Source organism: Gracilimonas sp. BCB1, from assembly GCF_040117685.2.
Lineage (GTDB): Bacteria > Bacteroidota > Rhodothermia > Balneolales > Balneolaceae > Gracilimonas.
The window spans coordinates 139,166-155,198 of record NZ_JBEDYP020000018.1 but is presented as its reverse complement, the minus strand read 5'-3'; the positions used below and the strand labels follow the sequence as shown (position 1 = coordinate 155,198).

General features: G+C 45.5%; 15 protein-coding genes. 13 read left to right on the top strand and 2 right to left on the bottom strand.

Annotated elements, in window-relative coordinates:
* Positions 1-6 precede the first annotated feature (6 nt).
* From ABFW99_RS14600 to ABFW99_RS14565, 8 genes are all read left to right on the top strand, one after another.
* Positions 7-1,656 carry a DUF1501 domain-containing protein gene (locus ABFW99_RS14600; RefSeq protein WP_349355541.1) on the top strand — a complete coding sequence of 550 codons (1,650 nt, stop codon included), beginning with the start codon at positions 7-9 and terminating at the stop codon, positions 1,654-1,656.
* Complete coding sequence (locus tag ABFW99_RS14595) at positions 1,653-2,717, top strand: WG repeat-containing protein (protein ID WP_349355542.1); 1,065 nt, start codon at positions 1,653-1,655, stop codon at positions 2,715-2,717. The genes ABFW99_RS14600 and ABFW99_RS14595 overlap by 4 nt, the downstream gene beginning before the upstream one ends.
* 12 nt (positions 2,718-2,729) lie before the next feature.
* A complete protein-coding gene (locus tag ABFW99_RS14590; protein WP_349355543.1) occupies positions 2,730-3,773 on the top strand; it encodes a WG repeat-containing protein in 1,044 nt (347 codons plus the stop codon).
* A 62-nt stretch (positions 3,774-3,835) separates the two neighbouring features.
* Positions 3,836-3,961, top strand: coding sequence for a hypothetical protein (locus ABFW99_RS14585; RefSeq protein WP_349355544.1), 126 nt, complete (start codon positions 3,836-3,838; stop codon positions 3,959-3,961).
* A gap of 74 nt (positions 3,962-4,035) precedes the next feature.
* Positions 4,036-4,512 carry a TspO/MBR family protein gene (locus ABFW99_RS14580; RefSeq protein WP_349355545.1) on the top strand — a complete coding sequence of 159 codons (477 nt, stop codon included), beginning with the start codon at positions 4,036-4,038 and terminating at the stop codon, positions 4,510-4,512.
* 15 nt (positions 4,513-4,527) lie between these two features.
* Positions 4,528-5,082, top strand: a complete 555-nt coding sequence (locus ABFW99_RS14575) for a DUF427 domain-containing protein (protein ID WP_349355546.1) — start codon at positions 4,528-4,530, stop codon at positions 5,080-5,082.
* A gap of 72 nt (positions 5,083-5,154) precedes the next feature.
* A complete protein-coding gene (locus ABFW99_RS14570) occupies positions 5,155-7,194 on the top strand; it encodes a S9 family peptidase (protein ID WP_349355547.1) in 2,040 nt (679 codons plus the stop codon).
* Positions 7,195-7,317: 123 nt separating this feature from the next.
* Positions 7,318-9,345, top strand: coding sequence for a cation:proton antiporter domain-containing protein (locus ABFW99_RS14565; protein WP_349355548.1), 2,028 nt, complete (start codon positions 7,318-7,320; stop codon positions 9,343-9,345).
* A 146-nt stretch (positions 9,346-9,491) separates the two neighbouring features.
* On the opposite strand, the gene ABFW99_RS14560 is transcribed toward ABFW99_RS14565, so the two are convergent.
* Positions 9,492-9,905 carry a DUF1761 domain-containing protein gene (locus ABFW99_RS14560; RefSeq protein ID WP_349355549.1) on the bottom strand — a complete coding sequence of 138 codons (414 nt, stop codon included), beginning with the start codon at positions 9,903-9,905 and terminating at the stop codon, positions 9,492-9,494.
* A 218-nt stretch (positions 9,906-10,123) separates the two neighbouring features.
* Here ABFW99_RS14560 and deoC point away from each other — a divergent pair, with 218 nt between their 5' ends.
* From deoC to ABFW99_RS14535, 5 genes are all read left to right on the top strand, one after another.
* Positions 10,124-11,023 (top strand): deoxyribose-phosphate aldolase, encoded by a 900-nt coding sequence (gene deoC / locus ABFW99_RS14555; RefSeq protein ID WP_349355550.1) that lies wholly within the window; start codon positions 10,124-10,126, stop codon positions 11,021-11,023.
* 47 nt (positions 11,024-11,070) lie between these two features.
* Positions 11,071-12,573, top strand: coding sequence for an aldehyde dehydrogenase family protein (locus ABFW99_RS14550; RefSeq protein ID WP_349355551.1), 1,503 nt, complete (start codon positions 11,071-11,073; stop codon positions 12,571-12,573).
* A 17-nt stretch (positions 12,574-12,590) separates the two neighbouring features.
* Positions 12,591-13,460: an aldehyde dehydrogenase family protein gene (locus ABFW99_RS14545; protein WP_349355552.1), complete on the top strand. Its 870-nt coding sequence runs from the start codon at positions 12,591-12,593 to the stop codon at positions 13,458-13,460.
* On the top strand, positions 13,450-14,010 hold the full coding sequence (locus ABFW99_RS14540; protein WP_349355553.1) for an SPOR domain-containing protein: 561 nt from the start codon (positions 13,450-13,452) through the stop codon (positions 14,008-14,010). Before ABFW99_RS14545 ends, ABFW99_RS14540 begins: the two co-directional genes overlap by 11 nt.
* Before the next feature lie 102 nt (positions 14,011-14,112).
* Entirely contained in the window at positions 14,113-15,255 is a 1,143-nt protein-coding gene (locus tag ABFW99_RS14535; protein ID WP_349355554.1) for a PP2C family protein-serine/threonine phosphatase, read from the top strand.
* Between the two features lie 14 nt (positions 15,256-15,269).
* Here the strand turns inward: ABFW99_RS14535 and ABFW99_RS14530 are convergent, their stop codons facing one another.
* The gene (locus ABFW99_RS14530; protein WP_440707541.1) at positions 15,270-16,022 is read right to left on the bottom strand and encodes a transketolase-like TK C-terminal-containing protein; all 753 of its coding nucleotides are present in this window, start codon (positions 16,020-16,022) and stop codon (positions 15,270-15,272) included.
* Between the last annotated feature and the right edge of the window lie 11 nt (positions 16,023-16,033).

Below are 16,033 nucleotides of genomic sequence, written 5' to 3'. Positions count from 1 at the left end.
AGAAGCATGTGTAAGAACGATCATCATAATCCCAAGTTATCCCACGACCGTAAAGGTGCCAGCCTTGAAGACAGGGAAGCCCATAAACACGATCATGAAAACTGGAGCCGGCGTAGTTTCCTGAGCACCCTTGGCTTTGGAGCCATTGGATCTTCCATGATTCTGGGTGGAATGCCGGTGAGTACCTTTGCCCGATCCAAGTTTTTTAACCGTCTTTCCCGGGCTGATAACGACCGTGTGCTAGTCCTGATCCAACTAAGTGGTGGTAATGACGGACTCAACACCATCATCCCGGTTGAGAATGATATCTACTTCCAAAAGCGCCCTACCATCGGTATCCGGAAGCAGGATTCTATTTTGCTGAGTGATGATATCGGGATGCACCCGGCCATGAGCAACCTCCAGCCGTTCTGGGGTGAAGGAAATATGGCTGTCATCAATAATGTGGGATACTCCAATACCAACCGATCCCATGCCCGTGCAACCGACATCTGGACGACAGGAAGCGGCGGAAATGAAGTGGAGAACACCGGTTGGGCCGGTCGATTCCTGGTGGAAGACAATCCTGACTTTATCATGAATCCGCCTGAGTTCCCTCTCGGAGTTCGTATCGGAGGTTCGGCAACGCTTTTCCAAAGTGAATTCGGAAATCTGGGTGTTACCTTCGGTGGAGCCAGCCAGTTTACTCAATTCCTGGAACAAGGCGGTTTCTATGATGAGAATAACGTTCCGGGTAATGACTTCGGCGATTCTCTCTCTTTTGCCAGAAAAATTGCGAACTCTTCCTTCAAGTACCTCGAGTCTATTCAGGAAGCTGCTGACAATGCTACCAATATAGGCGAATACCCGGGTTCATCCCTTGCTCAAAGCCTGGCGGTGGTTGCCCGTTTAATCCGCGGCGGATTGAATACCAAACTGTTCCTGGTTTCCAAAGGTGGTTTTGATACCCACAATAATCAGGGTGGTACTGAAGGCGGGCACGCCAATCTGCTGGCTGATATCGCTGACTCTGTAAACGCTTTTTATGCAGATCTCGGAAGTGATAACCTGCAAAACAAAGCACTGACCATGACTTTCTCAGAATTCGGACGAACGCTGGACGAGAATTCATCAAACGGAACCGATCATGGATCATCAGCTCCGGTCATGGTTTTTGGTCCCGTTAATGGCGGACTGTATGGTAACCATTCCGATTTAACCAACCTGGATAATTCCGGCGATCCGGTTTTCAGCACCGATTATCGCTCCGTGTATACCTCCATCCTGGACGACTGGTTTGGACTGGCTGATGAAGAAACTGACTCTGTAATTGACGGCTCATTCAACAAGCTGGACTTCGTGGACTCCACCGCTACCGTTCCGACCGGAATCAACAAAGGTGGCAACGGACCAACTTCTTTTAAGCTGGAACAGAACTACCCGAATCCATTTAACCCAACTACTACCATTTCGTTCTCGCTGGCAAATGCGGCCGATGTAAAACTTCGTGTTTATAACATTAAGGGAAGCCTGATTCGTACGATAATAAACGAACGGAAATCAGCCGGAGAGTATAGCATTACATTCGATGCTGCCAATCTGCCCAGCGGTACCTACCTGTATAAACTTGAAACACCGTTCGGTACTCAAACCAAAAAAATGACCTTAATCAAATGACTTATTCAGCAAAACAACAATTGAAGCCCAAAATACTTTCGCTGCTGCTTATCGCCTTGTTTGGCATTGTATTGATGACGGGTTGTGATCTGGCGAATTCGGTAGTCGGAAATGATGACGATAAAGACAATCAGAAAACCATTCACCCCGTATTGTTGAACGGAGAATGGGGGTTTATTTCAACCTCAGGAAACATCGTTATGGAACCCCGGTTCGATTTTGCACGGGATATGTCTGATGGGCTCGCAGCCATTCGTGAAGGCACTCTGTGGGGATATGTGCAGTCCGATCCGGCTAAACTGGTTATCGAAGCTCAATTTACGAGCGCCGGTGATTTTGAAGACGGACTTGCTCCCGTTCAGCTGCCGGGTCAGTTGTATGGTTTTATCGATGAAACCGGCAATTTTGTGATCGAAGCACAGTATGATTTTGCTCAGCCCATTTCTGAAGGTAAAGCCGCCGTTCGCATCGACGGACTTTGGGGCTACATCAACTCTGATGGCAGCGTTTTGGTTGAACCCAAGTACAGCGACGCCCGGCCCTTTTCTAACGGACTTGCAGCCGTGGAAACCTTCAACGGATGGATTTATATAGATAAAGAAGGCAATGAGAGCATCAATCCTACTTTTCAGATTTCTACAGCCGGAGAATTTGTGGATGGCCTGGCCCCTATTGAAACAGCGGAGGGCTGGGGATTCATTAACAAGTCAGGCAGTCCCGAAATCACCCCGAAATTTGAAGAAGCCGGCCGATTTTCCCAGGGACTGGCCTGGTTCAGGGATGGAGATTATATCGGCTTCATCAATAAAGACGAAGAAATTGTAATTGAGCCTCAGTTCGCTGAAGTGAAACCTTTTGCTGAGAACATGTCGGCCATACGCCTGAATAACGACTGGTTTTACCTGAATAAAAGCAGCAAGCTCATTTCCATAACCGAACCTTTTGATCAGGCCGAAAGCTTCATCAATGGTATTGCCCGCGTTCAAATTGGTAACGATGACAACATCCGTTATGGATACATCGACAAGAAAGGCGAATTCATTTGGTACCCAACCCGATAAATCAAGAAAATTATGAAACGTTTATTACTACTGCTCACAATAGCGATCACGTTTACATCCTGCGACCTCGTAAACTCTGTAACCGGCAACGATGACGATAATGCCGTAAAGTTATATCCCGTTTTAGTTGACGGAGAATGGGGATATATCAATCAGCAGGGCGAAATTATTCTGGAACCGGAATTCCAAAACGCGGGTGATTTCCATGAAGGACTGGCCGTTGTCCGTGAATCCTGGGGCTGGAAATACATTAACGACAAGGGTGAAATTAAGATTGAAGGAAATTTCAATAACATTCGTCGCTTTTCAGGTGGCAAGGCTGCCGTTCAGTTTGATGGCCGCTGGGGATATATCAACACTTCCGGTAATTTTGTGATCAATCCTAAATACCGTGGTGCGTCCCGGTTTTCTGACGGTCGTGCTTTTGTACGCAGCGTTGACTACAGAGAATTCTACTACATAAATGAAAACGGAGAACGAATTGAATCAGTCGATCTGCCCGATGACATGGACTACGTGGAAGAAAATGAATTTCGCAATGGCCGGGCCATGGTTCGGGATGATGATTTGTACGGCTATATAGATAAATCCGGGAATACCATCGTGGATTTTAAATATGCAGAAGCTCGACCGTTTTCCAATCAGCTGGCTGCGGTCAGAATTAGTGATCGCTGGGGATTCATTGGCAATGATGGTGAAGTATCCATCTCCCCTCAGTTTATAAGTGTGGGCGATTTTGGAAACGGACTTGCCCCTGCCCGCTCAGGTTCCAATTCCTTTGGATACATCAACAAATCCGGAGAGTTCGTGATTGAAGAGCAATTTGATCAGGCGGGCACCTTTTCCGAAGAACGCGCTCCGGTTATGATCAACAACAAATGGACATTTATCGACAAATCCGGTAACCGTATTACCTCTCCCAAGTTTGATGAAGTGGAGCCTTTTTACAACGGCCTTGCCCGGGTTACCATTTATGTGCCTGTAGATAACGAAATTGAAGAAAACTACGGCTACATCAATAAATCAGGGGATTATGTTTGGTTTCCAACCCGTTAATTTCACAGTTCTTTTGTAACAAAAGGGCCTTTTTAATCTCCTGTATTAAAAAAGGAAAAGCCATGATTTCAGAACAAATACTATCCGACTACTCTGAACAGGAAAGTGATTATTCCGAAAAAGTGATGAGGGTTAAGGTTACTCTTTTATTTATATCGGTTGCTGCGCTGATGTACTTCTCTTTCTGACTTCCTGAATTGCTCCCGACCCTATGGAATTAGCTGTTCCTTCCCGGTGTTAAACTCACCAAAAAAGGAAAAACATGAAGATTCCATTTTGGGCAAAAGTAATATTCGGCATCCTTGCCTGCAACGCTGTCGGGCTGGCCGCCAGCACGGTAACCTTACCCGCAATTTCTACCTGGTACGCTGATTTAAATAAACCATTCTTCAATCCTCCCAATTGGTTATTCGGGCCGGTTTGGACGATCCTCTATACCCTGATGGGAGTAGTAGCGGCAGGCATCTGGGAGAAAGGCACTTCAAAACCTGAAATAAAATCAGCCCTTAACCTGTTCGGAGCACAGCTGTTGCTCAATGGATTATGGTCTTTTCTTTTTTTCGGACTTCAGTCCCCCCTTATTGCTTTCATCGAGATAATCCTCTTACTTGTGTTCATTCTTCTGACCTTTAAAAAATTCAGAAAAATAGAAAGATGGACCGGTTGGCTTTTAGTGCCCTATCTAATGTGGGTCGCTTTTGCTGGTATTCTCAATCTTTCCATCGTTGTGCTTAACTAATTTTCTAAAAAATCAATGACAGACCTACCAAGCTGGGCTAAATCGGGGCAATCGCAGTGGGAATATTACGGGCAAAAGCGGCCTGAATTCGCTCATAAACCCAAAGATGGACAGGAATCGGTGTGGGATTATCCGCGCCCGCCTAAGATTGACCCGGACTCCCGGGAAGTGCTGGTCATTTTTGGCGACAAGATTATCGCCCGAAGCACCCGTGCCATTCGCATACTGGAAACCGCAAGTCCACCTACCTTTTACATCCCTCCCTCCGACCTGAACTCAAAATACATCATAAAAGCGAAGGGAGAATCAAAGTGCGAATGGAAGGGAGAAGCCATTTATTGGGATATTGTAGTGGATAGTGAAAAGGCGATTCGGGCAGCTTGGTCTTATCCCAGGCCATTCCCTGACTTCACAAAAATAAAAAGTCACCTGGCCTTTTATCCTTCCAAAGTCCACTGTTATGTCGATGGTGAACATGTGAAACCTCAGCCCGGAGGTTTTTATGGTGGATGGATAACCCGCGAAATAGTCGGGCCGGTTAAAGGAGAATCGGAAGAGACCTATTTGTAAAGTATCATCAAATGTTTTTAGAACTGAGTTGAAGCGATTATTTTCCGCCAACCTATTAAATCAATTACTGCCATGTTAAAACGAACTGCTACCCTCGTATTTCTTCTGATTTCATTGATGAGCTTCCCTCTCACCGCTCAGGTTGATGAGACTTATTTTGACTATATGGACTTGTTTGATCTTCAAATGGTCAGCAACCCTGAAATTTCACCCGATGGAAAAACCATCATTTACGGACGCCATCAGTTTGATGTGATGACCGACCGGCGGTTTGTGAATCTGTGGAGTATATCGTTCTCTGGCGAAAATCATGTACCTCTCACTTCCGGAACCGGTTCTTATGGAAATGTAACCTGGTCGCCCAGTGGTGACCGTATAGCCTATACTTCCTCAGAAGAAGGCTCAAACCAGATTTTTGTACGCTGGATGGATACGGGTGCCACCGCTTCCATCACGAACCTGACTGAAAGTCCGGGAAATATGAGCTGGTCGCCTGATGGAAGTATGATTCTTTTTTCCAAATTTGTACCGGGCACTGCTTCTGTGGTGAAAACTGATATGCCTGCTCCACCTTCCGGAGCAAAGTGGGAACAATCGGCACAAGTTATAGACAAAGCGGTGTACCGACGAGATGGTGGTGGTTATGTAGCTGATGGCTTTGACCATCTATTTGTGATTTCAGCTGATGGAGGCGCACCGCGTCAGTTAACTTCAGGAGATTATGATCACGGTTCCGGGTCCTGGACACCGGATGGAAATATCATTTTTACGGCAGATCGTTCTGGAAATGCAGATTTGGATCCTAACAATGAGCAAATCTACGAAATGAATATCGAGACCGGAGCCATGACAAAGATTACAGACAAACGAGGTCCACACAGCAGTCCCAGAGTTTCTCCCGATGGAAATCTCATTGCCTATACCGGCTATGAAGATAAGTTCCTGGGATACCAGCTTACTGATTTATACGTGATGAATCGTAACGGCTCAAACCTGAGAAAGATCTCGCAGAAAGTAGCTAATGACATTTCTTCTATTACATGGGCGGATGACAGCAAATCTTTGTATTTCAGGTACACCGAAGAGGGCGTTGCAAAAGTTGGCAACATAAAATTAAATGGAGATTACAGCTTAGCAGCAACTGATCTTTCAAGCTCAACCATTGGCCGGCCTTATAGCGGAGGCTCTTACTCTGTAGCAACAAACGGCCGCATTGCCTTTACCTCCGGAACGGCAACTCAGCCCGCTGAACTAACTGTTGGTCACTTTCCAACCCGTATGCAGAACCGTACCCTCACTAACTTGAATGCACAATTCCTGAAATCGAAAACCCTCGGAGAAGTTGAAGAATTTTGGGTGAACTCCTCTGTAGATGATTTCAGAGTACAGGGCTGGATCATAACTCCTCCTGACTTCGATCCAAACGATCAGTACCCAATGATTCTCGAAATTCATGGAGGACCTCATACTGCATATGGACCTCAATTTTCTCCTGAATTACAGTTAATGGCCAGCCGTGGTTATGTGGTTGTTTACACCAATCCTCGAGGAAGTACCAGCTATGGCGAAGAATTTGCAGCTTACATCAATAACAACTACCCCAGCGAAGACCACAATGACTTGATGGATGCAGTAGATTACGTAATCGATCAGGGCTATATAGATGAAGATAATTTATTTATCACCGGAGGAAGTGGTGGTGGAGTACTTAGCTCGTGGGCAATCGGTAAAACAGATCGGTTCAAAGCGGCTGTGGTTGCCAAGCCGGTTATTAACTGGTACAGCTTCGTTTTAACCGCAGATGGTTCTCCTTATTACAGCAAATATTGGTTTACCGAAAAGCCTTGGGAAGATCCCGAGCAATATCTGGAGCGATCCCCGATTTCGTTAGTGGGTAATGTAACCACTCCTACCATGCTGCTTACCGGTGAGCAGGACTATCGTACTCCTATGAGCGAAACCGAACAATACTACGCCGCCCTCAAATTGCAGGGAGTTGATGCTGCCATGGTTCGGATTCAGGGTTCGGGACATGGAATTGCTTCAAAGCCCAGTAACCTGTTCCGAAAAGTTGCTTACATCGTTGGCTGGTTTGATAAGTACAGTGAATAGCCATTAGCTGCCGGCACTCAGCTTTCAGTTTTAGATTTAAAAAACTGAAAGCTGAAGGCTAAGTGCTGTAAGCTCTTCTACCCATTATTTCATCATTAACTCTCATAAGTAATATCTCCCTAAATGCTCTTTGCAGTAAGTCTTCCCTTTCTGAATGAAATTGTTGCTCTCTTTCTCGTAAGCGTTTTGATTGCCTACATTTGCTATCGAATTAAGCTGGTGCCCATCGCCGGTTTTTTGATTGCAGGTGTGATTATCGGTCCCAATGCTCTTGGCTTGGTTCAGGATCAGGAGCTGGTGGACATGCTTGCTGAAATCGGGATTATCTTACTCCTCTTTACCATCGGAATTGAATTCAGCCTCGAAAAGCTCTCCCGGATTCGAAATGCTATTTTTGTAGGTGGTGGGCTACAGGTTCTTTTAACAGTGGCCGCCGTAGTTGGTATTCTCTTCTTTTTTGGTGTGGATTGGAAAGTGGGCATTTACACCGGTTGTCTGGTAGCCTTAAGCTCCACGGCCATCATCCTTGGACTTTTCAGTGAACAGGGAAAAACCGATACCCCGGTCGGGCGGTTATCTTTGGCTGTTTTGATATTCCAGGATTTGGCCATTATTGCGATGGTGTTACTTGTCCCCATTCTATCCGGGCAAAGTGACTCTTTGACTGATTTGTTCTTCGTTCTTGGAAAAGCTGTTTTACTGATTGCTGTAGTTGTTCTTTTAGCCCGAAAAGTGGTTCCCTGGATATTAGAAAAAGTAGCTCAAACACGCCGTCAGGAACTCTTTTTGCTCACCGTAATTGCCATTTGTTTTGGAACGGCTGCTCTTACCAATCTTGCGGAAGTAAGCCTGGCTTTGGGAGCATTTTTGGCGGGTCTTGTAGTTAGTGAAAGCCACTACAGCGATCATGCCATCAGCGAAATTCTCCCCCTTAAAACTATCTTCAACGCCGTATTCTTCGTTTCTGTAGGGATGTTGTTAGACTTACAGTTCGTAATCGAAAATCCATTGTTGTTGCTTGGCGTTGCAGCCGGTGTTCTACTGCTGAAATTTATTCTGAGCTCTGTCAGTTTACTTACCCTTGGCTACCCGGTTCGGGTAGCTGCAGCCACAGGTATAGTCCTTGCCCAAATAGGTGAATTTTCATTTGTACTGGAACGTGCAGGGCGTGTAACCGGACTCACCCCCGGCGGTTTCGGAGAGGTAGGCTCACAGACTTTTATAGCCGTGTCTGTTTTATTGATGCTGCTCACTCCACTCTTTCTTCATATCAGCCCTAATATTGGGAACCTGCTCGCAAAAACACCTTTGAAGCATATCGGACAGAAAAGAAAAGAATCTCCCAAAGAAGACGATCACACCGACCTGGAAGATCATGTTATCATTGTAGGATACGGACCGGCAGGCCGAAACCTTGCCCGGGTACTGCGGGAATCAGGTATCCCCTACATTGTGATTGAGATGAATCCCAGGTCCGTAAATGAGATGCACGAGAATGGTATTCCGGCTATTTACGGCGATGCATCCCGAACCCATATTCTTGAACACGCACAGATTTCTAAAGCTAAATTATGCGTCATAGCGATTAACGATCCTGCGATAAGTCCACGCATCATTAAGCTGGCGAATTACATCAATCCTACCATTCAGGTCATCGTACGAACCCGATACCTTTCCGAGGCCGATTTCCTTGAGAAAGCCGGTGCTGATATTGTAGTTCCTGAAGAGATGGAAACCACCGTTCGTCTTTTCTCCAACGTACTGAAGGCCTACATGATACCGGACGAAGAAATAGAGCAGCACATCAGAGAGTTAAGGGCCGAGGATTATGAGATTATGCGAGGAAGCATTCAGGAAGCCCATCTGATGGTGTTACAGGGCCTCGATGAAGAGGGATTACATACACGCGCCGTCGTAGTTCGGGAAGGCTCTTTCGCAGCAGGTAAAACACTGGCTGATTTGAAACTCCGAAATAAATATGAAATTACGGTATTGACGGTAAACCGTGGAGAGAAGAATGTGGGAAATCCTTCCGGAGACTTTAAACTGCAACCGGGAGACCGTCTCGTTATGGTTGGACTGGCCACCCGATTTGCAGATGCAGCTGAAATATTCCGTGAGTCAGAAAACCCACTGGAGGTGGAAGATTAGCTATCAGCTATCAGCTATCAGCTATCAGCTATCAGCTATCAGCTATCAGCTATCAGCTATCAGAAGGTGCTTTTTTGAACCTGAAAATCAAACAATTCAGTGATTAAACTGTCGGCTGTAGTCTGAAAGCTAACAGCTCCACACCTCTACTTCCAGGCGCCTAAAATGAGTCCCATTAGCGTAAAGACTACGATCCAGAAGCTGCCATTAATGAATATGTAGGTCCAGGATTTTTGCTCATATAAAGCATTTACTCCTATTGCGGTTGCAACCCATCCAAAACCTGTTAAAAAGCCATAAAAAGCCCCACTACTCCCATTAATCATATCAGCTGAGGCCGGATTTCCGTAAAAGAACATAGCCAGGCAGAATGCCATGATAAACTGAAAGATGAGCGTAACACCAAATATTTTGGCCATGTTTCCATTTTCAGCATCTTCTTCAGTCATACCAACCGACTCCATCCATTTCTTACCAAACAAAGGTCCATACCAAACAAACCCGATCGCAAAACCAACAAGTGAAGCCGCTACCACAGCCAGCCAATTAATTGCAGACATTTCCATTTATTTATCCTCGTTTTATTTGTGTTATTCTGTTTATTCCCTATCCCGGACTCTATATTACTTCATGAGTCTCAGACAATTAACAAAAATTCTGTTTTCTGTACAATTCTTCCTAAAAATGAAATCCAGAATATTCGCCTTTAAGGGATCAAGCTTTTGCTGAAGATTTCTTACCTTCCGCCTCACAGTTACTAACGACCAAAACTTGCAGTATGAAGTATCCTGATTTCAACCAAACCGTTCCAATCGATCATGTAGGTGTGGAAGAACGTGTATCACGGTTGAATAAGCGAAGCATCAAGAAAGACTCAAAAATACAGGCGTTGAAAATGGCGCTTAGTATGATTGACTTAACTACGCTGGAGGGTAAAGACTCTCCCGGTAAAGTGATCCAACTCTGCCAGAAGGCAAAGCAGCCACATCCGGCTGTACCTGATTTGCCTACGGTGGCTGCCATCTGTGTGTACCCAAGTATGGTTTCTGTAGCTAAAAAAGCCCTCAAAGGAACCGACATCAATGTAGCCAGTGTTGCTACAGCCTTCCCAAGCGGACAGTCTCCCCTTTCTATGAGATTAGAAGACACCAAATTTGCCGTTTCTGAGGGAGCCAATGAAATTGATATGGTCATCAGTCGAGGCGCTTTTTTGAATGGCGAATACCAGTTGGTTTTTGATGAAATTGCTGCCGTAAAAGAAGCCTGTGGTGAAGCGCATTTGAAAGTGATTCTCGAGACAGGTGAACTTCATACTTATGAAAATGTGCGTAAAGCCAGCGACATCGCCATGCACGCCGGGGCTGACTTTATTAAAACCTCAACCGGAAAAACAAGTCCGGCGGCCACACAGCCGGTTACCCTTGTCATGTTGGAAGCTATCCGTGATTTCTATTATGACACCGGTAAAATGATTGGCATGAAACCGGCCGGCGGAATAAGAACTGCGAAACAAGCTATCCAGTATTTGGTTATAGTAAAAGAAACGCTTGGATCTGACTGGTTAAGCAAACATTATTTCCGCTTCGGAGCCAGCTCGTTAACCAACGACTTATTGATGCAAATTGTGAAGCAACAAACAGGTCATTATCAATCTCTGGATTATTTCAGCAACGATTAATCGGGTTTGAACAGCATTAAAAAACTTTGAATTAAGTACCAACTCATATGTCTGACATCGAAACCAAAGAAGCTCCTTACAAACCAACTTCCCCTAACTCCAAACTGGATTTTGAGTCGGTTTGGGAGTATGCCCCGGCACCTCAGTCTTCTGATTTTGTAGAGGTAAAGGAGCGCTACGATCTTTTTATCGGTGGGAAATTCGTAAAACCATCTAAAGGGCGATACTTCAAAAGCACCAATCCTGCTACTGCAGAGGAGGTAACAGAATTTGCAGAAGCTACCCAGAAAGATGTGGATAAAGCGGTAAAAGCTGCCCGAAAAGCCTTTGAGGGAGAGTGGTCAACCATTTCAGACAAAGAAAGAGGCAAGTATATCTACCGTATCGCACGCATGATACAAGAGCGAGCCCGTGAATTCGCTGTTCTTGAATCGATGGATGGGGGCAAACCCATTCGTGAGTCACGTGATGTTGACATTCCATTGGTAGCGGCTTATTTCTTCTATTATGCCGGCTGGGCAGACAAACTCGAATTTGCCTTCCCCGGAAGAAAACCAAAACCTCTTGGTGTGTGCGGACAAATCATCCCGTGGAATTTCCCCCTGCTGATGCTGGCCTGGAAAATTGCTCCTGCTCTTGCCTGTGGTAATACCGTTGTTCTTAAACCGGCAGAAACTACCTCACTTACAGCGCTGAAGTTTGCGGAACTAGTTCGGGATTGTGGACTACCCGACGGTGTGGTTAACATCGTTACCGGAGCCGGCCAAACCGGAGCTGAAATCGTCAACCATAAGGATATTGATAAAGTAGCGTTTACCGGTTCAACTCAAGTCGGGAAGATCATCCAGAAGTCCCTGGCCGGGACCGACAAAAAGTACACGCTTGAATTAGGTGGTAAAGGTGCCCTGGTCATTTTTGAGGACGCTCCTATCGATCAGGCTGTGGAAGGTATAATTAATGCTATTTACTTTAACCAGGGACATGTATGCTGTGCCGGCTCCCGGTTGTTGGTTCAGGAAGGTGTTGCCGATAAAGTGATTCAAAAATTAAAAGACCGTCTGGAGACATTAATCGTTGGTGATCCTTTAGACAAGAATACAGACATTGGTGCCATCAACTCAAAAGAGCAGTTCGAGACGGTCAATAAATATTTGGAACTGGGTGTGGATGAAGGCGCAGATATCTACCAGAGCAAATGTGATATCCCTGAGAACGGCTATTTCATCCGTCCTACCCTTTTCACCAATGTTTCTCAATCGAACCGGGTGGTTCAGGAAGAAATTTTTGGGCCGGTGCTAACGGTACAAACTTTCCGCACAGCAGATGAAGGGATTGAAAAAGCCAATAACACTCCATATGGACTTGCCAGTGGGGTTTGGACTGACAAAGGCTCCAAGATTTTCCAGGTGGGAAGCAAAATGAGATCCGGTGTTGTATGGGCGAACACATACAATAAATTCGATCCTACTTCTCCATTTGGCGGATACAAGGAAAGTGGGGTTGGGCGCGAAGGCGGACTCCATGGATTAGCAGCCTACACAAAAATTTAATTACTAAGCAGCAGAATATGTCAGATACAAGAATCGACGTAAAGAAAACCTATAAGATGTACCTGGGTGGAAATTTCCCCCGCTCAGAATCCGGTCGCACGTATAAAGTTTATGACAGCGACAAAAACTTGCTGGCAAATGCCTGCCAGGGATCCAGAAAAGACTTTCGGGATGCAGTAAAAATTGCGAGAGGAGCTTTTAACGGATGGAGTTCGCGCAGCGCTTACAATCGCGGACAGATTCTCTATCGCATAGCTGAAATGCTGGAAGACCGTCGTGATCAATTTATGAGAGAGCTTGGCCCCATTGGTTTTAAAACGGCCGAGGCTGAAGCTGATATCAATGCTTCTATCGACCGGTTAATTTACTATGCCGGCTGGGCAGATAAGTATCAGCAGGTTTTTGGTTCCATTAATCCGGTTGCGAGCTCTCATTTTAACTTCAGTTTGTTGGAACCTACCGGTGTTGTGGCTGCATTCGCTCCTGAAAAGAGTCCGCTTTTAGGATTGGTTTCTGTGATCGCTCCTATTATTGTTGGGGGTAATACCTGTGTTGTTCTTGCATCTGAAGAATACCCCTTGCCCGCCATGAGTTTTGCGGAGGTGTTGAATTCCTCGGATGTTCCCGGAGGTGTGGTAAACATACTCAGCGGATTCCGTAAAGAATTATCGGAACATTTTAGTACTCATATGGATGTAAATGCAATGGTATATACCGATAAGTTGCCCCAGGAAATGAAAAAGAGCATCGATGAGAATGCTTCCCTGAATGTGAAGAGGATTATAAACAAGCCCATTGATGACTGGTATTCAGAAGAAGCTCAGTCTCCTTATTTCCTGACCAATTTCCAGGAAACCAAAACAACATGGCACCCGGTTGGATTTTAAACCTATGATGAAATATTTCAGCTTTCTTACACTGCTTCTTTTTATGGCTGTCTCCTGTTCAACTACTGAGCAGGCCGTCAATGAGACCATGGAAAATGCCCGGGAAAATTTTCGGGGTGAAAATGAAGAACTCGTCTCTAGTCTGAATCTTGAGAACTATCGAACCCAATTGTCAGATGCCTATGCATACCGGGAGAATAAAATTCCGGAAGCTTTTAATCAGATTAAGGTTCAACAGGAAGTGGAGAAAGACTTATATGAGGGATACCGTGTTCAGATCTATTCCGGTCAAAGCGTGGTACAGGCAGATACGATGGCTGCAAACTTCCGTGCCTGGGCCGATACCACCATAGTCGGTTACCAACCAGATACCTATACTTTCTTCCGTACTCCGTATTACCGGGTTCATGTAGGAGATTTCCATGAGCGGGAACGTGCTATTCTGTTTTCCAATATTGTGAAGCGTTACTTCCGGGATGCCTGGGTGGTTTACGACCGGGTTAATCCCGCCCGTGTGCCTGCCGATACCACCGATATTAAAACCCAATAGTTTCTCCGAATAACGTTCGGTAAATAAATGCTGTTCAAATGCTAAACTTTTTGATTATTATTACGAACAAGCGCTAAATTCAAATTCAGATCAGCAATTGCCTTGGGTTTAAAAAACGAAGCACAGTCCGGCTACGGCACAAAGAAATTTTACCAGGAATATGTCTCCGGAATGAGTCGGGAAAGGTTCTCAAAAGAACTCACAGCCGATACTGAACGCCTGAAATTAGTGTACAAAGAAGCCGTTGAAGACATCGAGAGGCAGCAGGGTCAGCAGCTTCCAGGGCACATAAAAATGCTGCGATTGTTTTCAGATCTTGCCCAGCGCCTCAACCCCACCCGTCGCCTTATCTTTGGATTGGGTTCTATAAGTTTTGTAGCCTACTACCTACTCAACTTCCTGGATATCATTCAGTACTTCCTGATTGGCGACCTGCTGCTCCCCTTTAGTTTTTTAAGTATGTTCATGCTGCTCTTAATTGAGCTTCTGGAAAAATCTGATGTGCAAAAAGAAATCGATTTAGCCAGGGAAATTCAGCTAAGCTTACTTCCCGGAACCTCGTTAAGCAAAGATAATCTTGAAGTGTATTCATTTGCGCATACAGCCAAGGAAGTAGGAGGTGATTACCTGGATGTTATTGAAACTGAGAAGGGTACGTACGTTGTTGTAGCCGATGTATCCGGAAAAGGTCTCAGTGCTGCGCTGTATATGGTACGGCTTCAGGCATTAGTGAATTTAATTATCGAGAAAGAACACCCGTCACCAAAAGAGCTTTTCCTGCAGCTGAATAATTACATTAAAAGTAACAGCAAGGATAAAACCTTTGTTACCGGGTGTGCGGCTTTTTTCCCTAATGACGAAGACCACTTTGAGTATATCCGTGCCGGGCATAATATCCCTATCTACTATAACAAAGAACGTGACACCACTTTTAAACTTAAGGCCAACGGTTTTGCATTGGGAATGGCCTCAACCAAGCTTCTGGATAAGAACCTGGAGGTAAAAAAATTCCAGTTCAAACCCGGCGACTCTGTTTTATTTTACACAGACGGACTCAATGAATCGAGAAATGAACGAGGCGAAGAGTACGGGGAAGATCGAATAGAATCCCTAATGGAAATTTATGGGTCTCTTCATGCCAAAACCATCATTGGCAAAGTTCAGTCCTCTCTGGAAGCATTTATTGGCACGGTTAGTCCACTGGACGATGTAACTTTTACCTGCGTACATCGCCCTGAGAAATAAGTAGGCAGCTTTACCTATTTGGCTGCAGCTTCGACAACAGCATCTGCAGTAATGCCAAAATGTTCAAAGAGCTCTTCATAAGGAGCTGATTCTCCGAAACTGTTCAGTCCTATAGCGGTCCCTTCAGCTCCTATATAACGCTCCCACCCAAAAGTAGCTCCCGCCTCAATGGAAACCCGGTTTGTGACTGACTTTGGAAGCACAGATTCTTTGTATGAGGCGTCCTGCTTCTCAAACAGCTCCCAGCTTGGCATGCTCACTACACGTGCGTCTATGCCTTTGTCAGCCAGCTTATCCTTAGCTTCAACAGCAAGGTGCAGCTCTGAACCGGTTCCAACCAGGATGGCATCCGGAGTTTCTTTATCGGCATCGGCATAAATGTAAGCCCCTTTAGAAACTAAGGAAGCTGAATTGGCATCCGATCGGGATAAGGTTGGTAAATTTTGTCGTGTCAAAACCAGAAGCGTTGGGCCCGTTGTATTTTCCAGAGCCGCCTTCCAGGCATAAGAGGTTTCATTAGCATCGCCCGGACGTAATATGGTGGTATTCGGCATCGCCCTCAGGCTGGCGAGATGTTCTACTGGTTGATGAGTAGGACCATCTTCTCCAAGTCCGATACTGTCGTGAGTCAGAACGAAGATGGATGGTACTTTCATCAAACCGGCCAAGCGTATGGCAGGACGCATATAATCCGTGAATACAAAGAAAGTAGCTCCGTAAGGAACTAGCCCGCCATGCAGAGCCATTCCATTTACAGCAGCCCCCATTGCATGTTCCC